This is a genomic window from Microbacterium paludicola (assembly GCF_039529675.1).
In the GTDB taxonomy this organism is placed as follows: domain Bacteria; phylum Actinomycetota; class Actinomycetes; order Actinomycetales; family Microbacteriaceae; genus Microbacterium; species Microbacterium paludicola.
The window spans coordinates 14148-36834 of the sequence record NZ_BAAANG010000024.1; the positions used below are offsets into that span (position 1 = coordinate 14148).

At 71.9% G+C, this 22687-nt stretch carries 19 protein-coding genes; 8 read left to right on the plus strand and 11 right to left on the minus strand.

Annotation, left to right across the window (positions count from 1 at the left end):
• Window positions 1-24: 24 nt before the first annotated feature.
• Window positions 25-2400 carry a glycoside hydrolase family 65 protein gene (locus tag ABD161_RS11590; protein WP_344002930.1) on the minus strand — a complete coding sequence of 792 codons (2376 nt, stop codon included), beginning with the start codon at window positions 2398-2400 and terminating at the stop codon, window positions 25-27.
• Between the two features lie 105 nt (window positions 2401-2505).
• On the opposite strand from ABD161_RS11590, the gene ABD161_RS11595 reads away from it, so the two are divergent.
• Both ABD161_RS11595 and ABD161_RS11600 read left to right on the plus strand, forming a co-directional pair.
• Entirely contained in the window at window positions 2506-2967 is a 462-nt protein-coding gene (locus ABD161_RS11595; RefSeq protein ID WP_344002933.1) for a CinA family protein, read from the plus strand.
• Between the two features lie 20 nt (window positions 2968-2987).
• Complete coding sequence (locus ABD161_RS11600) at window positions 2988-3965, plus strand: hypothetical protein (protein WP_344002936.1); 978 nt, start codon at window positions 2988-2990, stop codon at window positions 3963-3965.
• On the opposite strand, the gene ABD161_RS11605 is transcribed toward ABD161_RS11600, so the two are convergent.
• Both ABD161_RS11605 and ABD161_RS11610 read right to left on the minus strand, forming a co-directional pair.
• On the minus strand, window positions 3950-4882 hold the full coding sequence (locus ABD161_RS11605; protein ID WP_344002939.1) for an aldo/keto reductase: 933 nt from the start codon (window positions 4880-4882) through the stop codon (window positions 3950-3952). The two genes, ABD161_RS11600 and ABD161_RS11605, sit on opposite strands and share 16 nt — an antisense overlap.
• A 16-nt stretch (window positions 4883-4898) precedes the next feature.
• Window positions 4899-5756, minus strand: coding sequence for an aldo/keto reductase (locus ABD161_RS11610; protein ID WP_344002942.1), 858 nt, complete (start codon window positions 5754-5756; stop codon window positions 4899-4901).
• A 126-nt stretch (window positions 5757-5882) separates the two neighbouring features.
• Between ABD161_RS11610 and ABD161_RS11615 the strand changes: the two genes are divergently transcribed.
• The gene (locus ABD161_RS11615; protein WP_344002947.1) at window positions 5883-6806 is read left to right on the plus strand and encodes a LysR family transcriptional regulator; all 924 of its coding nucleotides are present in this window, start codon (window positions 5883-5885) and stop codon (window positions 6804-6806) included.
• Window positions 6803-7429: a 4'-phosphopantetheinyl transferase family protein gene (locus ABD161_RS11620; protein WP_344002950.1), complete on the plus strand. Its 627-nt coding sequence runs from the start codon at window positions 6803-6805 to the stop codon at window positions 7427-7429. Before ABD161_RS11615 ends, ABD161_RS11620 begins: the two co-directional genes overlap by 4 nt.
• Here ABD161_RS11620 and ABD161_RS11625 read toward each other — a convergent pair.
• The 6 genes from ABD161_RS11625 to ABD161_RS11650 form a co-directional block, all read right to left on the minus strand.
• Window positions 7413-8744 (minus strand): M1 family metallopeptidase, encoded by a 1332-nt coding sequence (locus tag ABD161_RS11625; protein WP_344002953.1) that lies wholly within the window; start codon window positions 8742-8744, stop codon window positions 7413-7415. The two genes, ABD161_RS11620 and ABD161_RS11625, sit on opposite strands and share 17 nt — an antisense overlap.
• Window positions 8741-12739 (minus strand): Pls/PosA family non-ribosomal peptide synthetase, encoded by a 3999-nt coding sequence (locus tag ABD161_RS11630; protein ID WP_425560887.1) that lies wholly within the window; start codon window positions 12737-12739, stop codon window positions 8741-8743. Before ABD161_RS11630 ends, ABD161_RS11625 begins: the two co-directional genes overlap by 4 nt.
• A gap of 7 nt (window positions 12740-12746) precedes the next feature.
• Window positions 12747-13451, minus strand: coding sequence for a hypothetical protein (locus tag ABD161_RS11635; protein WP_344002956.1), 705 nt, complete (start codon window positions 13449-13451; stop codon window positions 12747-12749).
• A gap of 122 nt (window positions 13452-13573) precedes the next feature.
• Complete coding sequence (locus tag ABD161_RS11640; protein ID WP_135115343.1) at window positions 13574-14071, minus strand: HNH endonuclease; 498 nt, start codon at window positions 14069-14071, stop codon at window positions 13574-13576.
• A 393-nt stretch (window positions 14072-14464) separates the two neighbouring features.
• Window positions 14465-15253, minus strand: coding sequence for a M23 family metallopeptidase (locus tag ABD161_RS11645; RefSeq protein WP_344002962.1), 789 nt, complete (start codon window positions 15251-15253; stop codon window positions 14465-14467).
• Between the two features lie 362 nt (window positions 15254-15615).
• A complete protein-coding gene (locus tag ABD161_RS11650) occupies window positions 15616-16323 on the minus strand; it encodes an iron-dependent transcriptional repressor DtxR (RefSeq protein ID WP_344002965.1) in 708 nt (235 codons plus the stop codon).
• A gap of 122 nt (window positions 16324-16445) precedes the next feature.
• Here ABD161_RS11650 and serC point away from each other — a divergent pair, with 122 nt between their 5' ends.
• Both serC and ABD161_RS11660 read left to right on the plus strand, forming a co-directional pair.
• A complete protein-coding gene (serC, locus tag ABD161_RS11655) occupies window positions 16446-17555 on the plus strand; it encodes a phosphoserine transaminase (protein ID WP_344002968.1) in 1110 nt (369 codons plus the stop codon).
• Window positions 17556-17833: 278 nt separating this feature from the next.
• Window positions 17834-19369, plus strand: a complete 1536-nt coding sequence (locus tag ABD161_RS11660; RefSeq protein WP_135115339.1) for an MFS transporter — start codon at window positions 17834-17836, stop codon at window positions 19367-19369.
• A 67-nt stretch (window positions 19370-19436) separates the two neighbouring features.
• On the opposite strand, the gene ABD161_RS11665 is transcribed toward ABD161_RS11660, so the two are convergent.
• On the minus strand, window positions 19437-20132 hold the full coding sequence (locus ABD161_RS11665; protein ID WP_344002972.1) for a DUF3027 domain-containing protein: 696 nt from the start codon (window positions 20130-20132) through the stop codon (window positions 19437-19439).
• Window positions 20125-20508: a cold-shock protein gene (locus ABD161_RS11670; RefSeq protein WP_344002975.1), complete on the minus strand. Its 384-nt coding sequence runs from the start codon at window positions 20506-20508 to the stop codon at window positions 20125-20127. The genes ABD161_RS11665 and ABD161_RS11670 overlap by 8 nt, the downstream gene beginning before the upstream one ends.
• Before the next feature lie 99 nt (window positions 20509-20607).
• Here ABD161_RS11670 and ABD161_RS11675 point away from each other — a divergent pair, with 99 nt between their 5' ends.
• Window positions 20608-20877 carry a multidrug ABC transporter ATPase gene (locus ABD161_RS11675; protein ID WP_135115336.1) on the plus strand — a complete coding sequence of 90 codons (270 nt, stop codon included), beginning with the start codon at window positions 20608-20610 and terminating at the stop codon, window positions 20875-20877.
• 31 nt (window positions 20878-20908) lie between these two features.
• A complete protein-coding gene (locus ABD161_RS11680) occupies window positions 20909-22639 on the plus strand; it encodes a helicase-associated domain-containing protein (RefSeq protein WP_344002979.1) in 1731 nt (576 codons plus the stop codon).
• Window positions 22640-22687: the final 48 nt, after the last annotated feature.

A 22687-nucleotide genomic window follows, 5' to 3' on the forward strand; every position in this document is an offset into this window, starting at 1 on the left:
TCCCACGTCACCGTGGCGCCGTCGTCACCGCGGCTTGGGCTCCCGGCTCGGCGGCTGCTGCGGCTTCGGTCCGAGAACGCGCGGCGCGGGGGTCGACCGCGTGACCGATTCGCCGGCGACGAGGACGATCTCCTCGTCGAAGTGACGGAACGCGCAGCGCTCCCCCTCGATCAGCGTGTAACGCGACCGGTTCGCCGCGACGTCGACCTCGAGCAGCGCCTTTCGGAGCGTGAGCCGGAAACACACGCGCCGCAGCGGCGCGGGAAGGCGCGGGGCGAACCGCAGACCGCGGTCGGTCTCGCGCATGCCGCCGAGGCCCGCGACGATGGCGCTCCAGGTTCCCGCGAGCGAGGCGATGTGCAACCCGTCGGCGGTGTCGCCCTGCGTGTCCGCCAGGTCGATGCCTGATGCCTCGTCGAGATAGTCGAGCGCGAGATCCAGATGCCCCACCTCCGCCGCGATGATCGACTGGACGCACGCAGACAGGGACGAATCCCTCACGGTGAGCGACTCGTAGTACGCGAAGTCGCGCGCCTTCTCCTCGAGAGTGAACGCATCGCAGGACGTGTAAAGCGCGAGCACGAGATCGGCCTGCTTCACGACCTGCTTGCGATACAGATCCACGTACGGGAAGTGCTCCTGCAGCGGGTACTGGTCGGGCCTTGTCGCGTCGAAGTCCCAGCGCGCGTGCCGGGTGAAGCCCGCGGACTGCGGGTGCACCCCCAGTTCCGCGTCGTATCCGATGGCCATCGCCTCCGCGGCCGCGGACCACACCTCGATCTCCGCCTCCGTCACACCGAGGCGGCGGGCGACATCCGGGTGACGGCGGGCCACGGCGACGCCCGCGGCGAGATTCTCACGGGCAGACAGATTGGTGTAGACGTTGTCGTCAGCGAGGGCCGAGTACTCGTCCGGCCCGGTGACGCCGTCGATGTGGAAGCCGCCGTCTGCATCCCAGCGTCCGAGGGAAGCCCACAGCCGCGATGTCTCGATCAGGATCTCAGCACCGGCGTCGCGCTCGAAGTCGACGTCCCCGGTGGCGCGGACGTAACGGCAGACGGCTGCGGCGATCGCCGCATTGTTGTGGAAGGCGGCGGTGCCGGCCGGCCAATACCCCGAGCTCTCGCGGCCGTCGATCGTACGCCACGGGAACGCGGCGCCCTCGAGGTGCAGCTCGCGGGCGCGCTCGCGTGCCTGCGGCAGCGTGTCGTGCCGCCACTGCAGGGCTGTGCGCACCGCCGCGGGCTCCAGGTACGTGAACGCGGGCAGGACGAACGCCTCCGAGTCCCAGAAGGTGTGCCCCGCGTATCCGGTCCCCGTCAGCCCCTTGCTCGGCACCGACCGGCCTTCGAGTCGCGCGGCCGACTGGAACACCTGGTACAGCGCGAATCGGATCGCCTGCTGCAGCCCGTCGTCGCCGTCGACGACGACATCCGCGCGATGCCAGAAGCCGTCCAGCGTCGCACGCTGCTGCGCGGCGAGCCCGTCCCATCCGGTGCGGCGCGCGTCGTTCACGGCCTCTTCCGCCCGGTCGCGCAGACCGGGAACCGACACTCCGCTCGCTTCCTCGTGTCCGACGTACTTGACGATGGTCAGCCGCGCGCCGGGTGGCAGCTGCGATCGGATGGTGGTGCGCGCGAGATCGTCGGAGACATCGGTGCGCAGCTCGAGGACCGTCGCATCACCGGACGTCTCGTGGTCCATGCAGACGGCGACGTGGATCCCGCTCTCCCTTGTGCGGTGCACAAGGGTGGCCGAGTCGCCCCGCGTGTGCTGTCCCGCAGCCGCGAACGCCGGGTCGAGCGCATCCTGCACGCGCGGATCCGGGTGCACGGACGGAAGCGGCTCATTCGCCACGAGCTCCGACTGCACGGCGATCGCGACCGGGTGCTCGTCCGCGGTCACGGTGTAGCGGATCGCCGCCACCGCACGGTGTGTGAGAGAGACCAGCCGCTCCGACTCGACGGTCACGGTCGATCCCGACGGAGACGTCCACCGCGAGCGCCGCCGCAGCACCCCGTCGCGCATGTCGAGCCGCTGCTCATGGTGGTGCAGACGCCCCCGCCGCATGTCGAAGGGGTCATCGTCCACGAAGAGGCGGATCACCTTGCCGTCCGTGACGTTCACGACGGCCTGTCCACGCGCGGGATAGCCGTAACCGGGCTCGGCGTAGGGCATCGGATGCAGCTCGTGCACGCCGTTGAGGAAGCTCCCCGGCTCCGCCGACGGCTCACCCTCGTCGAGGTTGCCCCGCCACCCGACATGCCCGTTGGACAGCGTGAAGACGGATTCTCGCCGCCCCAGGAGCGACTCGTCGAAGCCTTCCGCGCGAATCGACCAGGGCGAGACATCGCTCGCGTCCGTTCCGAGGGCCGCAGGATCGATCGATTCAGGCGTCACACCTCGACGCTATCCGACCGCTTGTCGGCCCTCCGCCCTGTCAGCAAGACACCCGCCGCGTCAAGCGGACCCGGAGCTTCCCATCGGGGTGACAGGGTGGAATGCGTGAAGACTCCTATCGAGCGTTTGAGCGAGGCTGCCCGCGCACGCGGTCTGACCGTGGCGGTCGCCGAGTCGCTGACGTCCGGCCTTCTGGCGAGCGAGGTCGGCAAGGGCGAGTCGTCGAGCGACTGGTTCTCGGGCGGCGTGGTGGCGTACCGGATGCCGGTGAAGACGCACCTGCTGGGCGTGCCGGAGGGAACGGATCCGACCTCTCCCGAGTGCGCCACCACCCTGGCGACGGGCGTGCGCGCGCTGCTCGACGCCGACCTCGCCGTGGCGACGACGGGCGTGGGCGGGCCGGATCCCGAGGACGGGCACCCGGCCGGCACCGTGTATCTCGGCTGGGCGACGGCGACGGACACCGGAGCGGAGCACTTCCAGTTCGCGGGCGATCCCGAGGACGTCCTGGGCGCGACCGTGGAGCACGCCCTGCGCCTGCTCGTGCGGCTCGCCGAGCGGGCCTGAGCCGGCGCGAGGACGTGGGGATGACCGGCACCCCGGGGGCACCGGCCTCCTCCGCGCTGCGCACGCAGCGGCATCTGCGGCTGTCCCTCGTCCTGCTGGTCGCCGCGCTGTTCATCGCGGTCGCGATCCAGACCGTCGTCGTGTCGTGGCAGCCGGTCCGCCTCGGCTGGCAGGTGCTGCCGTCGATCAGCCACTACTTCTACACCCCGGCGCGGGCCGTCTTCGTGGGCGTTCTCGTCGCGGCCTCGGTGGCGATGCTCGCCCTGTCGGGGCGGCGCCGGCCGAGCGTCTTCCTCGATGTGGCGGCCCTGTTTGCGCCCCTCATCGCCATCGTGCCGACCCCGATCCGCGGGGAGGGCACCGCGCCCGGCCTCACGTGCGTCGGGGCCGATTGCATTCCCACCGCGCTGCTGCCGGAGGTCCGCATCGGCGTGGCCACCTACGTCATCGTGGTGGTGCTCGCGGTCGTCACGACGGCCGCGATCCGGCGACGGCAGCGCATGGCCACCACCTCCGCTCACCGGATCGTGTCGGCGGTGGCCCTCGTCGCGGCCGCGGGCCTCGCGCTGCTCGCGTTCGCGCCCGGCCTGAGCGAGAGCTTCCCGCTCGCCCTCTGGCCGGTCGGCTCCGTGCACTTCGCGGCGGTGCTGCTGTTCTTCGGGTCGTTCGCGGCCGTGCCCATCGTGTACGGATGGCGCCCGGCCGAGGCGGATGAGACGCCGCCGACGCCGTGGCAGCGGACCGTGTACCGGCTCGTCGCCGGGCTGCTCGTCGCCGACCTGCTCTTCCTCGTGCTGGTGATCCTGGATCGCCAGACGGAGTGGGGGCTGTTCGGGGAGGCTCCGGTGGTGCTCATCGGCGAGGCGATCGCGCTGCTGCTGTTCGCCTGGTTCTGGTGGGAGCAGACGCTCCAGCGGTGGGACGACGTCGCCGGCCCGTTCGCGTGGTCACCGGCGGGGTCCGAAGACCCCGCCGGTGGCGATCACGGGACGACGTAGCCGGCGGCGCGGAACAGCTCGTACCACTCGGGCCGCGTGAGCGGGATGTCCGAGCCGAGTGCCGCAGCGGCCACGCGCGCGGGCGTCGTCGTGCCGAGCACGACCTGCATCTGCGCGGGGTGACGCGTGATCCAGGCCACCGCGATGGCCTCGGCCGGCACCTCGTACTTCTCCGCGAGGCGGTCGATCACGGCGTTGAGCTCGGGGTAGCGCTCGGACCCGAGGAACGGGCCGTCGAAGAAGCCCGCCTGGAACGGCGACCACGCCTGCACTGTGATGTCGTTCAGGCGGCAGTAATCGACGATCCCGTCGTCGCGCACGATCGACTGATCCAGCCCCTGCATGTTCGCCGCCACGCCCTGGGCGATGATCGGCGAGTGAGTGATCGACAGCTGCAGCTGGTTCGCGACGATCGGCTGCGTGACGTACCTGCGCAGCAGATCGATCTGGCGCGGCGTCTGGTTCGAGACGCCGAACGCCCGCACCTTGCCGGACGCGGCGAGCTCGTCGAACGCGCGGGCGACCTCCTCCGGCTCGACGAGGGCGTCGGGACGGTGAAGCAGCAGGATGTCGAGGTAGTCGGTGCCGAGCGCCTCGAGCGACCCGTTCACCGACTCGACGATGTGCTCGTACGAGAAGTCGAAGTACGGCCCGTCCTTGACGATGCCGGCCTTCGACTGGATGACGAACTGCTCGCGCTCGGAGGACGTCAGCTTCATCGCCTCGGCGAAGCGCCGCTCGCAGCCGTGCACGCCGGATCCGTAGATGTCGGCGTGGTCGAGGAAGGTGATGCCCGCATCGCGGGCGGTGCTCACGAGCGTGTGCACCTCCTCGTCGGTCTTGTCCTGGATGCGCATCAGTCCGAGGACGACGTTGGGCACCTCAAGATCGGTGCCGGGCAGGGTGAAGGTCTTCAACGGTTCCTCCAGAGGATCAGGCGGACAGGCGGGCGACCTGGTCGGCCGTCAGCACGAGGTCGGTGGCACCGGCCGAGTCGCGGATGCTCTCGGGACGGGAGGCGCCGGGGATGGGGATCACGATCGGCGCGAGCGCGAGCTCCCAGGCGAGGGTGACCTGGTAGACGCTGGCGCCCACCTCATCCGCGACCTCCTGGAAGGCGCCGTGACGGTCGGCGAGGTCCTTCGCACCCGCGATGCCGCCGAGCGGGCTCCAGGGAAGGAACGCGATGCCGAGCTCGGCGCAGTGCTCGAGCTCGCCCTGGCTCGAGCGGAACGCGGGCGAGAACTGGTTCTGCACCGACACCAGCCGGCCACCGAGGATCTCCCGCGCCTCGTCGATCTGCGAGATGTCGGCGTTCGAGATTCCGGCCATCAGGATGACGCCCTCGTCGAGCAGGTCGCGGATCGCACCGATCGAGTCGGCGTACGGCACCGCCGGGTCGGGCCGGTGGAACTGGTAGAGGCCGATGGCGTCGACGCCGAGCCGGCGGGCGGACTCCTTGGCGGCGCCCTTGAGGTACTCGGGGTCGCCGTTGCGCGTCCAGGTGCCGTCGCCGGGACGGAGGTGACCGCCCTTCGTCGCCACGAGGACGTCGGCGGAGCCGGCACCGTACTCGCGCAGGGCGCGGGCGATGAGCTCCTCGTTGTGGCCGACCTCGTTCGCGTCGCGGTGGTAGGCGTCCGCGGTGTCGATCAGCGTGACGCCGGCGTCGAGCGCCGCGTGGATCGTCGCGATCGACCGCTCCTCGTCGGGACGGCCCTCGATCGACATGGGCATGCCGCCGAGGCCGATCGCCGAGACGGAACGACCTCCGATGGTGCCCTGCTGCATGTGCTCTCTTTCTCCAGAGACGTGACGTCGATGGCGGCGCCGAACGGGCCGCTGCTTCAGCCTAGGAACGGCTAATCTAGAAGTCCAACAGTTTGCAGTTCTGGGATTGAGAAGCGGAGGGAATGGATGGATCTGCGCCAGATGGAGTACCTGCTCGCGGTGGCCGAGGAGCGGAACTTCACGCGCGCCGCCGAGCTGGCGGGCATCTCGCAGTCGGGTCTGTCCTCCGCGATCCGCAGTCTCGAGGAGGAGCTCGGCACCGCTCTGTTCGACCGCACCACCCGGCGCGTCGAGCTGACCGAGGCCGGGCTCGCCCTCCTCCCCTATGCCCGGCAGATGCTCGCCCAGGCCGCCGCCGCGCGCGACGCGGTCGTGATGGCAAGCCGCGAGGTGACCGGCTCGCTGCGCATCGGCGCCGAGCAGTGCCTCGGTTTCGTCGACGTCGCGGCGCTGCTCGAGCGGTTCCATCGCCGCCACCCCCGGGTGGAGACGCACTTCACACAGGCCGGATCGCAGGATCTGGTCGCGATGACGCGCGCCGGCGACATCGACGTGGCGTTCGTGGCGACCGCGAAGCACCTCGGCGCGCTCCCCCACCGCACCCTCGGTCAGGAGTCGCTCGTCCTGCTCGCGGCCCCGGATCATCCGCTCGCCGCCCGGGGGTCGGCGCGGCAGGAGATCGCGTGGCGCCAGCTGGAGGGTGAGGACTTCATCGACTTCACCGCGTCGTGGGGCGTCCGCGAGCTGAACGAGGACACGCTCGCCGCGCACGGCGTCCATCGCCGCGTGCGCTGCACGGTCAACGACGTCCACACGCTTCTCGACCTCGTCTCGCGCGGCCTCGGCGTCGCGATCGTCCCCCGCCACGTCGCGGCGAAGCCGCAGGCCGCGGGCCTTCGCGTCCTGAATCTGCCCGAGGCGACCGGCTCCGCCTGGATCGTGTCGGTCGTCTCGGCTTCCCGCGACCGGGTCGAGGCCCCCTCGGCGCACCTGCTGGAGCTGCTGGCGGACGCGGGCGCACCCGCCGAATCGCGCTCCCTCGCCGGATGAGCGCGGCCCCGCCGCTCCGGGTAGGTCCGGTGCTCGTGACGTGGGACCGGGTCGCCGTGGTCGCGCCGAAAGGACCAAGCCGGGAGGGATCGCCCCCCGCGGCGCGGAGCTGCGGGTTCCGCGAGGATCGCCGCGCGCGCGGCGACGCGCTGCTCGCCGGACTCATCGCCGAGCTCGCGCCCGGCGCCGACACATCCATCGCGCGGCGCTGCCGCCACTGCGGCGCGGACGACCACGGGGCACCGCACGCCGTCGCGGCTCCCGTCGCCGTGAGCGTGAGCTACGCCGGACGGATCGTGGTCGCGGCCGCGGCCCTGACGCGCGACGCGTCGGCCGTGGGGGTCGACGTCGAGCGCGGCACGGGTCCGCTGCCCGGCCTCGCTCCCCTGTTCGCGCCGCAGCCGCCGCCGGATCGCGCCGGCTGGACGAGGATCGAGGCCGCGCTGAAGGCCGACGGCCGCGGCACGCGCGTCCCCCCGGGCGACGTGCGCGTCACCGAGGCCGGCGGATCGCTCGTCGCCCGGGTCCCCGACGGGGACACGGCAATCGAAGTGGCGACGCTCGAGACCGCGCCGCCGGGGTGCGTCCTCAGCCTCGCGATCCTGCCTACAGCGACGCGCTGACGGAGGCGGGGCGGACGGCCGGCCCCGGCGGCAGCGCGGGGAGGGCGACGTCGTCGAGCCACGGGCCGAGGAGGGATGCGGCGGGGCCGCCGGCGAGCTCCTCCACGAGCCGGACGAAGTCTGCCGTCTTCGCCGTGCCGCCGCGGTGCCGCTCGGTCCAGGCCCGCAGCACGCCGAAGAACGCCTCGTCGCCGATCGTCAGCCGCAGCGCGTGGAGCGCGAGAGCGCCGCGCTTGTAGACGCGGTCGTCGAACATGAGGTCGGCTCCCGGGTCGGACAGCACGACGTCCTGCGGCTGCGCGGCCAGCCGGCCGTGGTAGCCGAGCGCGAGCGCGTGCGCGGACGGGCCGCCCGAGCGCTCCTCCCAGATCCACTCGGCGTAGCAGGCGAAGCCCTCGTTGAGCCAGATGTCGCGCCACCGCGCGAGGCCGACGCTGTTGCCGAACCACTGGTGCGCGAGCTCGTGCGCGATCAGCCGCTCGAGGCCTCCCTGGCCATCGATGTGGTTCGCGCCGAACACCGCCATCCCCTGCGCCTCAAGAGGGATCTCGAGGTCGTCCTCCGTCACCACAACGGTGTATCCCGGCAGCGGGTACGGGCCGAAGGCCTCTTCGAACACGGTCATCATCCGGTCGAGGTCGGCGAAATCGGCCTCGACGCGCGACTCGATCGCCCGCGGGTACAGGATGGCGCCCCGCACCCCACCGAGCTCGACGTCCCGGCGCGTGTAGCGGCCGATGTACAGCGCGACGAGATACGTCGGCGTGGGGACGTCGAGGTCGAACGTCCACACCCGCCTCCCGCGCTCGAGGACGGGCGTGACGGGCTGGCCCGCCGCCACGGTGTACGCCGCGTCGGTGGTCACGCGGATCCGGTACGTCGCCTTGTCGCGGGGAAGGTCGTTGCACGGGAACCAGGTGGGCGCCCCGGTGGGCTGCGAGGCGACGAGCACGCCGTCGTTCAGCTCCTCCCAGCCGAGGGTGCCCCAGCGGGTGCCGCGGGCGCGCGGCGCGCCGCCGTACGCGATCGTGAGGGTGAACGACTCCCCCGCCTCGAGGGGCGCACCGAAGGCGAGCTTGAGCTTGCGGTCGGTCTGGCGGTGCTTCACGTCCGAGCGGCCGGCGGCCTTGACACGCGTCGCGCGGAGGCCGACGAGGTCGAGCGAGATCGACTTCGTGCGCTCGCGCACTCTGCCGGTGACGGTGGCCACCGCGTCGAGCCGGTTGGTGGCGACACGGTAGTCGAGCTGCAGCTCGTAGCGGGCGATCCTGACGTTCGGGTCACCGCTCAGCGGCGTGTACGCGTCGGGCTTCACGCGTGCGCCCCGACCGCCGCCTCGGGCTGGCGCTCGACGGCCTGGTAGGCGCGCACCTTCACCGCCCGCCACGGTCCGATGGGGTTCCCGCTCCACCGGCTGCCATCCGGCACTCCCTCGCCGCGCATCACGAGCGACGCGGGGCCGACCGTCGCCGAGGCGCCGATCGTCGCGGCGGGGAGGATGACGCTGTGCGGCCCGAGCGTCGCACCGGGCTCGAAGGTGACGGTGTCGATGCTCATCACTCGATCATGGAACAGATGCGTCTGGACCACACATCCGCGGTTCACCGTCGCGCCGTCGCCGAGGGTGACGAGGTCGGGCTCGGGCAGCCAGTAGCTGTCGGTCCACACGCCGCGGCCGATCTTCGCGCCGAGCGAGCGCAGCCACACGGCGAGCGCCGGCGTCCCCGCCGCCGCGTTCGCGAACCAGGGCGCGGCGAGCATCTCGGTGAAGGTGTCCGACACCTCGGTGCGCCACACGAAGCTCGACCACAGCGGGTGCTCCCCCGGGCGGATGGGCCCGACGATCGCCCACTTCGCGATCGTCGTGATGCTCGCGGCGAGGAAGCCCGCGACCAGCAGGACAACACCCGAGAGCAGGAGGCTCCACACGGGCCCGATCGTCTCGATCAGCCACGCGAGGGTCAGCATGACCCCCACCCCCAGCGCGCAGGTGAGGAACACGGGCACAACACGGCACAGCTCCCAGAGCGCGCGGGCGACGCGCAGCGACGCGCGGGGCCGGTACGTGCGCTCGAGGTCGGCATCGTTGACGATGCGGCGCAGGCGCACCGCGGGCGATCCGAGCCAGGACGATCCGGCCTTCGCCTTCTCCGGCGCGACCGAGAGCACCGCGACCAGGGCGTTCTTGGGCACCCGGTGACCGGCTCCCGCGAGCCCGGAGTTGCCGAGGAACGCGCGCTTGCCGATCCTTGCCGTCCCGAGCCGCATCCATCCGCCGCGCAGCTCGTAGGTGCCGACCATCGTGTCGTCGGCGAGAAACGCGCCGTCGTCGATCACCGTCATCGAGGGGATGAGCAGCACGGTGGACGCCTCGACGTCGCGACCGACCTTCGCGCCGAGCAGGCGCAGCCAGGTCGGCGTGAACAGGCTCGAGTAGATCGGGAACAGGATGGTGCGCGCCGAGTCGAGCAGGCGCTCGGTCGTCCACGCCTGCCAGGCGACCCGGCCGCGCACGGGGTGCACTCCCTCGACGAGGCCGATGGCGAGCAGCCGGACGAGACCCACGACGGCGCCCGCGAACAGCACGCCGGTGACGAGCACGGCCGGCACGAGCAGGGCGAGCACACCGGGGATCGCCTCGCCGAGCGAGCCGGCCCCGCGGATGCCCTGGGCGAGCACGAGTCCGCCGACGGCGAAGGCGGCGAGCGGCAGCAGTCCGAGCATCGCCGACGACGCCGCGTAGGCCCAGAGCCAGCGGCGCGGCGCAGGAGGCCGGGTCGGTGCCAGCGGGGCCGAGGGCCCGCCGACCCGGGCGGCGGGTGATCCCGCCCAGCGCTGGCCGGCCTTCACCCGGCCGAACACCGCCGATCCGGGCGCGATCTCCGCGTCGCGGCCGATGCGGGCGCCGGGGGCGAGCGTGCTGCGCGAGCCGATCACGGCTCCCGCGCCGATCCGGATGCCGCCGATGCGGACCGTGTCGCCGTCGATCCAGTAGCCGCTGAGATCGACCTCGGGCTCGATCGCGGCGCCGGATCCCACCTGCAGCATGCCGGTGACCGGCGGCAGGGTGTGAAGGTCGACGCCCTCGCCGATGCGCGCGCCGAGGGCGCGGGCGTAGTACGTGACCCACGGGGCTCCCGCGAGGCCCACCGGGTCGATCTGGTGCGAGATCTGCTCGGCGAGCCAGAGCCGCAGGTGGACGCCGCCGCCGCGCGGGTAGTCGCCCGGCTTCACGCCGGCAAGCAGCACGCGCGCGGCGAGCGCGGCGATCGCCATCCGGCCGAACGGCGTCGCGAACAGCAGGATGCCCAGCAGGATGACCCCCACCGGCGCATCGGGAAGCGCCTCGAAGCCCGGGGCGAGCTGCAGGATCCAGGACGCCGCCATGAGCCAGACGATCCAGCGCGCGCCGGCAAGGGCGAGCAGCGGGGCACCGAGAAGCGTCTGCACCCACTGCATACGGCGCGGCGTCGGCCTCGCCGCGCGGAACTCGCCGCTGGGCGCCTCGTCACTCGACTCGACCTCGACCGCGGCGGCCATCTGGCCGAGGCGGGGAAGGTCGTACACGTCGCCCATCGTGAACTCGGGCGCCCGCGTCCGGATCCGCGAGACGAGCTGCGCGGCGGCGAGCGAACCGCCGCCGAGCTGGAAGAAGTCGGCCTTCTCGTCGGCGGGGCGGGTGCCGAGCACCGCCACCCACTGCTCCGCGAGCCAGGCCGCCGTGCCGGACAGGGACGAGTCGCCCCCGTCGCCGGTGTCGAGGGGCCACGGCAGCGCCGCCTTGTCGACCTTGCCCGACGTGCGCACGGGAAGCTCGTCCATCACGGCGAGGATCGGGATGAGCGGCGCCGGAAGCGTCTCGGCGAGCTCCGCGCGCGCGACCTGACGGTCGAAGCCCTCGGTGGGCACCACGTACCCGACGAGGAGGGGCACACCACCCTCCGAGCGCTGGACGACGACGGTCGCGGCCGACACGGCCGTGAGCGCCTGCAGCGCGGCCTCGACCTCGCCGAGCTCGATGCGGCGGCCGCCGATCTTCACCTGGTCGTCGGCGCGGCCCTGGAAGACGAGGCCCTCGCGATCCGCTCGCACCAGGTCGCCGGACCGGTACGCGCGCTCCCAGCCGAGCGTCGGCATGGGGGCGTACTTCTCGGCGTCCTTCGCCGGGTCGAGATAGCGCGCGAGGCCGACGCCGCCGATGATCAGCTCGCCCACCTCGCCCTCCGCGACCGGGTTGCCGTCCGCGTCGACGACCTCGAGCGCCCAGCCGTCGAGAGGCAGGCCGATGCGGACGGGCTCGCCCGCGGCGAGCGCCGCGGCGTCCATCCGCGCGCCGCACGCGACGACCGTCGCCTCGGTCGGCCCATACGTGTTCCACACCTCGCGCTCGTCGCCCACAAGCCGGGCGGCGAGCTCGGGCGGCAGCGCCTCGCCGCCGAAGATCAGCAGGCGGAGGTTCTCGATCGCATCCTGCGGCCACAGCGCGGCGAGCGTCGGCACCGTCGACACCGCGGTGATGCCGTGCCCGACCAGCCACGGTCCGAGATCCTCACCTGAGCGGACGAGCGCGCGCGGGGCCGGCACGAGGCAGGCGCCGTGGCCCCACGCGAGCCACATCTCCTCGCACGAGGCGTCGAACGCGACCGACAGGCCCGCGAGCACGCGATCTCCGGGGCCGAGCGGCGCATCCTGCAGGAACATCCGCGCCTCGGCGTCGACGAAGGCCGCCGCCGACCGGTGCGAGACCGCCACGCCCTTCGGGACCCCCGTCGAGCCGGACGTGAAGATGATCCACGCGTCGTCGTCGAGCGCGGGCGGCTCGACCAGCGATACTGCATGCGTCGCCGGATGCGGGTCCTCCCCGTCGAACAGGGCGCCATCCGCTGCCGTGTGGGCGCCGGCGGGGACGAACGTTCCCCCGGCGCCGATCACGCCGCGCACGCGTGCCTCGCCGAAGACGAGGTCCGCGCGCTCCTGCGGGTCGTCCGCGTCCACCGGCACGTAGGCGGCGCCCGCGGCCATCACGCCGAGGATCGCGACGTACAGCTCCCTGTCGCCCGACGGCATGCGGATGCCGACACGGTCGCCGCGGCGCACTCCGTGCTCGTGCAGGCGCGCCGCCGTGCGCCAGATGAGGGCGAGCATCTCGCGATAGCTGAGCGCCCCTCGCTCGTCCTCGATGGCTGAGGCCTCCGGGTGGCGGGCGGCGGTGTCGCGCAGGATGTCGATGAGCGTCCGCGGCGACGGTGCAGCGGCGGTGCGGTCGTACGCCCCAGGGGTCACGGGCGTCGGGTCGCCTCCGGTGGTCACGGGCGGGTCAGGAGAACAGCTCGACGAGCTGCGCCTTCGTCAGGCGGGAGTATCCCGTGCGCTGCTCTGCGCGCGCCTTCGCACGCAGCTCGGCGACGGACATCGACGACAGGCTCGAGGCGTCGAACGGGGCGACGGCCGCGTTCGGCGCACGACGCCGCGGGGCGGGCTCCTTCGCGACGGCGGGAGCGGGTCGCTCGATCTCGCCGGGCTCGACGTCGGCGGGCGCCGCGGTCTCGGCCTCCTGCGGCTCGACCTGCGCGGCGGTCTGGAGCTCGCCTGCTGCCTCGGTCTCATCCGGCGCCTCGGTCTCGTCCGGGGCCTCGATCTCGTCCGGCGCCTCGATGACGCTCGGGGCCTCGGGCGCATCCGGCGCCTCGCGCTCGGCCGCGCGCTTGCGGGCCTTCTTCACGAGCTTCTCGGCGGCCTTCTTCTCCGCGGCGCGCTGCGCGAGCTTCGACTCGATCTTCTCGGTCGCCTTGTCGATCGCGGCGACGGCGGCCGAGGCTTCCTTGACGACCTTGCGGGGCTTCTTCGCGATCTTCTTCTTCGAGACGTCCGCCGCGTCGGCGGCCTCCTCGGCCAGCGAGCGCAGCTTCTTCGCGTCCTTCTTCGGCAGCGACTTGCTGAGCTTCTTCGCGTCCTTCGCAGCATCGGCCGCGGCCTCGATCGCCGCCTCCGCCGCCTTCTCGGTCTTGGTCTTCTTCGCCACGATCAGCCTCCTGTGTCAGAGTCGTCGGCCGCGCCTCGTCGGCGCACCGGAGACTCTACTCAGTCAATGCGAACGGTTCGCGAACAGCGGGCGTGCGGATCGGATCCGCGGAGGTCGCTGCGTCAGGCGGCGAGCGCCAGGTACGGCTCCCAGCGGGGATCGCTGCGCTCGACGCCGCGCACGGTCCACGCGGTGCCGTGCGGCGGGCGCGGCGTCATCCGCAATTCCCAGCCCATCTCCTGCGGGGTGCGGTCGCTCTTGATGTTGTTGCAGCGCAGGCAGCACGCGGCGAGGTTCTCCCACGAGTCGGCACCGCCGCGCGAGCGGGGAAGGATGTGGTCGATCGTCGACGCCGCCTTCCCGCAGTACACGCACCGGTAGGCGTCGCGACGCAGGACGCCGCGTCGCGTGACCGGGATGCGTCTCGAGGTCGGCACACGCACGTAGCGCGTCAGCACGATCACGGCGGGTCGGTCATAGGAGGCGTTCGTGCCCCAGATCGGTTCTTCCTCGTCGCGCTCGATCACCGTCGCCTTCTCGCTCATCACGAGCACAAGGGCTCGCTTGAAGGAGATCACGGCCAGCGGCTCGTAGCCCGCGTTCAACACCAGCGTGCGCATCCGACATCCTCTCGATCGCTCCCGGACGGCTTCCGGGAGTCCCGAACTGCGGTCGTGTCGACGGATGAAGGTGTGCAGAGACGAGAAAAGGCGCCGTCTAGACAGACGGCGCCTCCATGGCCACGGTGGTACCGCGGCTCGCGTGCACACGATGCCGAAGGACGTAACGCCCGAGCGCATCCATGGTGCGGATGCGAGGTATTCGTTCCATCGGCTTCTCCCTTCGTCCCTCTGGACGACGGGATCAGGCTAGCCCACGCCCGCGCCGCAGGCACCGAACGGAAGGTGAATTCCCTGGCGTGTCACGGCCTCCGGTCCGGCGATGCACCCGGACGCGACGAGACCCGCGCCGGGTGGCGCGGGTCTCGTCGGCGGTGCGGATGCCGTCGCGGCTCAGATGGGGAGGACGCCCATCGGGTCGACCAGGCCGCCGTTGATGCGCACCTCGATGTGGAGGTGGTTCGCGGTCGAGCGGCCGGTGCTGCCGACGTAGCCGATGACCTGGCCGGCGGAGACGGTCTGGCCGGGGCCGACGGCGATCGAGCTCATGTGCGCGTTGCGGACCTCGACGGACGAGCCGTTCACGTTGCCCACGAAGGTCACGAGGTTGCCATAGGCGCCCGAGTAACCGGCGGTCACGACCGTGCCGGAGGTGACCGCGTAGATCGGGGTGCCCGCGCCGATGACCATGTCGGTGCCCTGGTGGGCGCCGCCGACGGAGCGGGTGATCGTGTAGCCACCCGGCAGCGGGGCGCCGAAGCCGCCGCTCACGGCGGGCGGGGCGGCGACACTGGCGACCGACGGGGCCGCCGACGTCGTCGTGTACGTCTGGGCGGCGGCTGCCTGTGCAGCGGCTGCTGCCTGCTGCTTGGCGCGCTCGGCGGCCTCGGCCTCGGCCTTCGCCGCGGCGACCTCTTCCGGGGTCGTCGCGGAGTAGTCCGAGCCCGCGACGCCGGCGGTCTTCACCTCGGAGGCGACGACGAGCGACTGCGCGGATCCGGCGGCGACGTCGTGCACCGAGACGGGCTGTGCCTCGGACTGGATGGCGGCGTAGGCCGGGAAGGCGACACCGGCGATCAGGGCGCCCACCGCGGCGACCGTGCCGATGGCGCGGACGGGACGGATCTTCGGGGCGACCGCGCGGCGGGCGTCGCGCTCGGCGCGGCGGATGGCGGCGCGCATGTTGACGGGACGGGCGGGGGTCGTCGACCGGGTGGGGACGAGACTCGCTGACTCAGCCGTGTCGGGAGAGACGGCAGATGGAACGTTTTCGGACAATGCTGATCCTCCATCACCTTGCGGTTCGGGTCCGCCGGCTCGTCAGCACTGGTTTGTCGGGGCACGCAGTGTGCGATCCGTGGAAACGACGAGCCGTTGAGGCGATTTCCCACGGAGCAACCCGGGGAACGGGTCACCCCGGGTATCCCCCGACACTACGGCAAGGTAACGGAATTGTCACGCTCCTATCGGGATAGGGACCTGTCAATCCCCTGGCATCCCGGCCCGTTCCGTGCGCTACTGCCCGATCAGTGGGACCGACGGCCTCAGACGGCGACGCGGTCGTCGACGAGGAAGATGTGCGAGGCGAGCTCGACGGGCAGCTCGAGCGCGTCCTCGTTGCCGTCCATCTGGACCAGCACGTAGCCCTCGCTGTAGCGGTAGCCGCCCTCGGCTCCCGGGATCACGCCGGCGCCGCGCAGCTGCTGCAGGAGATCCGGATCGACCTGCGCGGGCTCCGCCAGGCGACGGACCGTGCCGCGGATGGGACCGCCCTCGGCGTCGAGGCGCTTGACCAGGCCGACGACGCCCTCCTCGAAGGTGCGCGCCGCCGCGCCGCCGAGCTGATCGAGCCCGGGGATCGGGTTTCCGTACGGCGACTCGGTCGGGTGCCCCAGCAGCTCGACGAGACGGCGCTCCACCTGCTCGCTCATCACGTGCTCCCAGCGGCAGGCCTCCTCGTGGACGTACGCCCAGTCGAGGCCGATCACGTCGGACAGGAGGCGCTCGGCGAGGCGGTGCTTGCGCATCACGTCGACGGCCTTCTGGCGTCCGGCGTCGGTCAGCTCCAGCCGGCGGTCGATGCCGACGACGACGAGCCCGTCGCGCTCCATCCGGCCCACCGTCTGCGAGACCGTCGGGCCCGAGTGACCGAGCCGCTCCGAGATGCGCGCACGCAGCGGCACGATGTTCTCCTCCTCGAGCTCGAGGATCGTGCGGAGGTACATCTCGGTGGTGTCGATCAGGTCGGTCATGGCAGCCCTGTCAGAAGGAGGCGGGTCGCGCGGCGCAGTCGCCGCGGGTACTCAGGCAATCCTAACGACCGGGACGGACACACGGCCGAGCCGAGGGCACTGCCCCCAATATGCTGGAGCGCATGACGCTGACGATCCCCGCCGATCTCCTGCCCGCCGACGGTCGCTTCGGATGCGGCCCCTCGAAGGTGCGCGCCGAGCAGGTCGAGGCGCTTGCCGCGGTGGGTTCCTCGCTGCTGGGCACGTCGCACCGTCAGGCTCCCGTGAAGAACCTCGTCGCGAGTGTGCGCGAGCACCTCGGCGACCTGTTCCGCCTGCCCGACGGGTACGAGATCGTCCTCGGCAATGGCGGCTCGACCGCGTTCTGGGACGCCGCCGCCTTCGGCCTGATCGAGCGTCGCAGCCAGCACCTGACGTTCGGCGAGTTCGGCAGCAAGTTCGCCAAGGCGGCGAAGGCGCCGTGGCTCGAGGCGCCGGATGTGCGCGAGGCCGCGGCAGGCTCGCGCACCGCCGCGGAGGCCGTCGAGGGCGTCGACGTGTACGCGTGGCCGCACAACGAGACCTCCACGGGGGTCTCGGCGCCGGTCACCCGCGTGCGGGCGGATCAGGGCGCGCTGACCGTCATCGACGCGACGAGCGCGGCCGGCGGCATCGATGTCGACCTGACCGAGGCGGACGTCTACTACTTCGCCCCGCAGAAGAACCTCGGATCGGACGGCGGCCTGTGGTTCGCGGCGATGTCGCCGGCCGCGATCGAGCGGATCGAGCGGATCGCGGCGTCCGACCGGTACATCCCGGAGTTCCTCAGCCTGTCGCAGGCAGTCGCCAACTCGCGGCTGCAGCAGACCCTGAACACTCCCGCGCTCACCACGCTCCACCTTCTCGACAGCCAGCTGTCGTGGATCCTCGGCAATGGTGGGCTCGAGTGGGCCGCCGCCCGCACCGCAGAGTCGTCGGGTGCCCTCTACGAGTGGGCGGAGGCCTCCGAGGTCGCGACGCCATTCGTCGCGGACCCCGCGCACCGCTCCCCCGTTGTGGCGACCATCGACTTCGACGAGTCGATCGACGCCGCGGCGATCGCCAAGACGCTCCGCGCCAACGGGATCGTGGACACCGAGCCCTACCGCAAGCTCGGCCGCAACCAGCTGCGTGTCGCCACGTTCGTCTCGATCGATCCCGACGACGTCCGCCAGCTGATCCGCTCGATCGAGTACGTGCTCGCGAACAGCTGACACCCTCCCGTCGACAACGCCCTCGGCCTCGGCCGGGGGCGTTCGTCGTTGTGTGGCGATTCGGAACCTGCGTCCAGATCGGGTTGCTAACGCGCACGCGTATGGCGCGCGGCCCGGAGGCTGTCAAATCGATCCGGGCGCGGCCTCGGCCCGTCCGGATTCTCGGTATGGTCGGGGCTTTGGTGTCCGCCGCCCCCAGGCGGACGGGCACCCGTCGAAACGCACAGGATCATACGAAACGAGTGATGACAGTGGATCGCAGCAGTACAGAGCCGCCCATGGCGAATCGTGTGGAGGTCTCCCAGACCGCCCGCAAGCCCCGGCGGCAGTCCCGCAGGCTCCGGGTCGATGACGTGCTGGTGGTGAAGCGGTCGCGGATCCGCACCGCCATCTCCGGCACCGTCGTCGGCAACTTCATGGAGTGGTTCGACTTCGGCATCTACGGCTACCTCGCCGTCACGATGACGGCGGTGTTCACGGAGGGCCTCCCGCGCGAGGCCGGCCTCCTCGTGACGCTGTTCGGCTTCGCCGTCTCGTTCCTCGTCCGCCCGCTCGGCGGCGCCATCCTGGGCCCCATCGGAGACAGGATCGGGCGCCAGAAGGTGCTGTTCCTCACGATGGCGATGATGGCCGCGTCCACCGCGCTCATCGGCCTCCTCCCCACTGCCGCGCAGATCGGCCTGTGGGCGATCATCCCGCTGTACCTGCTGAAGATGGTGCAGGGGTTCTCGACCGGCGGCGAGTACGCCGGCGCCACGACCTACGTGGCGGAGTTCTCCCCCGACAGCCGCCGCGGTTACTGGTCGGCCTGGCTCGACGCGGGTTCGTACCTCGGCTTCGCCGCCGGTGCTTCGACGGTCGCCCTCACGACGCTCGCCGTCGAGTCGGTCTCGGGTGCGGGCGCCATGGTCGAGTACGGCTGGCGCATCCCGTTCCTCGTGGCGATCCCCCTCGGCATCGCCGCGATCTGGCTGCGCTCGCGCATCCCGGAGACGCCGGCCTACGAGGTCGCCGACTCGGCGGGCGAGACGACGCCCGACGCCGCAGACCCGCTCGCTCGTCACGGCATCCTCGGCATCTTCCGCCACTACTGGCGCCAGATCCTCATCGCCATGGCGATCGTCGCGGCCACCAACACGGCCGGCTATGCGCTCACCAGCTACATGCCCACCTACCTCGAGACCGAGGTCGGCGTGTCGAACCTGCTCGCGGCGATGGCCACGGTGCCGGTGCTCATCGTGCTGTCGGCGTGCCTGCCGCTCGTCGGGCGCCTCTCGGACCGCATCGGCCGCAAGCCGGTGTACCTGCTGGCGTCGGCCTCGACGCTGGTGCTCATCCTGCCGGCGTTCGCGCTGCTGCAGACGGGCGCGCTGTGGGCGATCTTCATCGCGCTGACGCTGTGCACCGTTCCCGTCGCGCTGTGGGTGGGCCCGTCGGCCGCTGCCCTGCCGGCGCTGTTCCCGACCGCCTCGCGCTTCGGGGCGATGGCGATCGCCTACAACCTGTCGGTGTCGCTCTTCGGCGGGACCACTCCGCTCTTCAGCGAGTGGCTCATCCAGCTGACCGGCAACACCTTCATGCCGGCGTTCTACATCATGTTCTTCGGCCTGGTGGCGGGAGTCGCGGTGCTGACGATGGACGAGTCGGCCCGGCGGCCCCTGCTCGGTTCGGTCCCGGCCGTGGAGACGCGCGACGAGGCCGCCGCGCTTGTCGCCGGACAGGATGAGAACCCGCTCATCGACACGCGCACGATGCCGCTCGAGATGGTGAAGTCCGACGACGCCGGCCCCGTGCGAGACCCCGCGGGCGTCTGACCGACGTCCCGCAACGCGAACGGCGCCCCGGTTCCCCGGGGCGCCGTTCGGCGTTCAGCACGACGGATCAGTCGTCGTCATCGTCATCGTCATCGTCGTCGTCATCCGAGTCATCGCCATCGTCGTCGTCCGACTCGTCGTCATCGTCATCGTCCGAGTCATCGTCATCGTCGTCCGTGTCGAGGGCATCGATGTCGACGCCGTCGACGTCGCCGGCGTGAAGGATGGACGACTCGTCGTCCTCGAAGTCCTCGTCGTCGACCTCCTCGTCGTCGGCATCCTCGGCGTCTTCGTGATCGACGGCGGCGACCGCCGCCTCGGCCGCGGCGGCCTGGGCGGCCTGGTACTCCTTCAGGCGCACCGCCCACGGCACCCACTCGGGTGCGAGGAGCGCCTGCTCGCCGGGCAGCAGCTCGACCTCGAGCACGGTCGGATCGGATCCCTCGACCACGGCGAGGGAGACGGTCCAGAACCAGCCCGGGTAGCCGAGCAGCGCGTTCTCGAAGCGCAGCGACACAACACCGTCGGGCTCGACGGAGTATCCGGCGGCCGTGCCGACCGTCGACGCAGGGGTGATCTCGTGAAGCGCGGCGAGGGCGAGGTCGTGCGCCTCCAGGAGGCGACGATCCGGCTCCGGCAGCTCGGCCTCGACGGGAGCCGCATCCTCGGCGGGAGTCGCATCCTCCTCGCGCGTCGAGTCCTCGACGGGGGTCACGTCCGCGTCGGGAGTGACGTCGTCGGGCGTCTCGGGCGCGTCAGGCATCGAGCTCCTCCGCGACCTTGCGCAGCACTGCCGCGACCTTCCGCGCATGCGGGGCGGACGGGTAGTGACCGCGGCGCAGGTCGCCGCCGATGCCGTCGAGGAGCTTCACGAGGTCCTCGACGATGACCGCCATGTCATCCGCGGGCTTGCGCTTCGCCTTCACCAGGCTCGGCGGGGCCTCGAGCACGCGCACGGAGAGCGCCTGCAGCCCCTTGCGACCGTCGGCGACGCCGAACTCGAGGCGCGCGCCCGGCTTGGGCGCCGGCGCCCCCGCGGGGAGGGCGCTGGCGTGCAGGAAGACGTCCTGGCCGTTATCCGCGCTGATGAAGCCGAAGCCCTTGTCCTCGTCGTAGAACCTGACCTTGCCGGTGGGCATGACAAACCTCTTCAACCCGTTGGAGAAAACGAAAAGCGAGACCGACCGATCCCGCCGTTCCAGACTATCGCGCCGACGCGTACGACTAGTCTGGGGAGGATGAGCGCGAACTCCCCTGCCGATCCGCCGATCCGGCGCATCGACCGCATTCTTGCGTTCATGGCGCTCGGCATCGCCATCGCCTCGGTGCTCTGCTTCTTCGCGATCATGATCTCGACCGCGGCCGGCATGACGCGGGACGACTACTCCACCGGCATCTGGCCCATCGTCTCGGTGGTTCCGCTGGTCGGTCTGCCGATCGCGTTCCTGCTCATCCTGACCCTGCTCATCATGAGCATCGTGCGAAGGGGCAAGGCCGGGCGGTCCTGACCCCCGCAGCCCCGTGATCTCTCGAGCCGCCGTGAACAGCAACGACGTCGTGCCGGGTGAGCGGCCCGGGATCGCGGATGCACGCGCGCTCGCCGAGCGCCTCGCGAAGGCGGATGACGCCGAGCTCGCGGCGCTCCTCGGTCGCCGTCGCGTGCCGGCGAACGCGAACTGGCACGACTTCTTCGACGCCGCCGAGGCGCTGCTCGCGCCGGAGTCGGTGGCCCGCGCGGTCACGGAGCTGCCGCGCGACGCGCTCGCCGACCTCGCCGCGGGCACCGGTCTCGAGCGGCTGGGCCTGACCGACGCGGCAGGCGTCCCTTACGCACCGGTGCGCGCGGCGCTCGGCCCGGTCCTCCCCGAGCGCACTCCGCCGAGTGAGCCCACCCCCGCCGGCGACGAGGCGACGGCGCACGCGGCCGAGCGCGCCTTCACCGCGACCTCGGCCGTCGCCGACCTGCTGCTGATGACGCTCCGGACCCCCGTGACGCGCGTCGGCACGGGCGCCGTGGGAGCGGCCGATCGGCGGCGCATGGTGCAGGAGGAGATCGTCCGCGACGCCGACGACGCCGACGATCTCGTCGCGCTCGCCGAGGCAGCGGGGCTCGTCGCCGCCTCCGACCGGCACTGGCTCGCGACGCCCGCCGGCGCCGACTGGATCCGCGAGTCGAGCGGTGAGCGCTGGACCCGGCTCGTGATCGCCCTGCGCGAGGCCCTGCCCGCGGGAGTGCGCACGGCGGACGGCGGTTGGATCGATCCCGCCCTCTGGCTCGACGCCTACCCGCTCGACCCGTCCTGGCCCGCCCGCGCCGAGCGGTGGCGCCGGCTGATGCGCCTCACCGGCCTCGTCACCGAGGGCGATGCCGCGCTGTGGGACGCGGAGCCGGCGTGGGCGACCTCCCTGCGGCGCGGCGGCGAGCCCGACACCGGCGCACTGGTCACGCTGCTGCCGCACGAGGTCGACAAGGTGTTCCTGCAGAACGACCTGACCGCGATCTCCCCCGGCCCGCTCGCCCCGGCCCTGGACGTGCGCCTGCAGAACGTCGCCGTCCGCGAGTCGCACGCGCAGGCATCCTCCTATCGGTTCACCGAGCCCTCCATCGCGGGCGCGATGTCGGCCGGCGAGACGGCGGAGAGCATCCTCGAGTTCCTCTCCTCGCTGTCCCTCACCGGAGTGCCGCAGCCGCTGGAGTACCTCATCCACCGCATCGCCGAGCGCCACGGACTCGTGCGGGTCTCGCAGGACGCGCGCAACGGGCACACCATCGTGTCGAGCCGGGATGAGGGCGTGCTCGAGACGATCGCGGTCGACCAGGCGCTGCGCGCGCTGGGGCTTGTGCCAGTGGACGGCCGGACGCTGCGCACGCGCGCGTCGCGCGAGGCCGTGTACTGGGCCCTCGCCGACGCGAAGTACCCCGTCGTCGCGCTCGACGAGGAGGGCGGATCGGAGACCCTCGACCGTCATCGCCTCGCGTCCGAACCGGCCGAGCCCGATGCGCGATCGCGCTACGCATCGCTGATCCAGGTGCTGCGCGCCGCCCACAACGGCGACGCGGATGCCGCCTGGCTTGAACGCGAGCTGGAGACGGCGGTGCGCGCGAAGTCGCTGCTCGAGGTCGACGTCGCCCTTCCCGACGGGTCGACGCGCACGTTCACGCTCGAGGCGACCGGGCTCGGCGGCGGACGGCTGCGCGGGCGGGACCGCGCCGCCGATGTGGAGCGCACCCTGCCGGTCAAGAGCATCACGAGCGTGCGACAGGCCTGATCGGCCGCACCACTCCGGTCGATGTCCTCCCGAGCGAGCGGTCCCGTG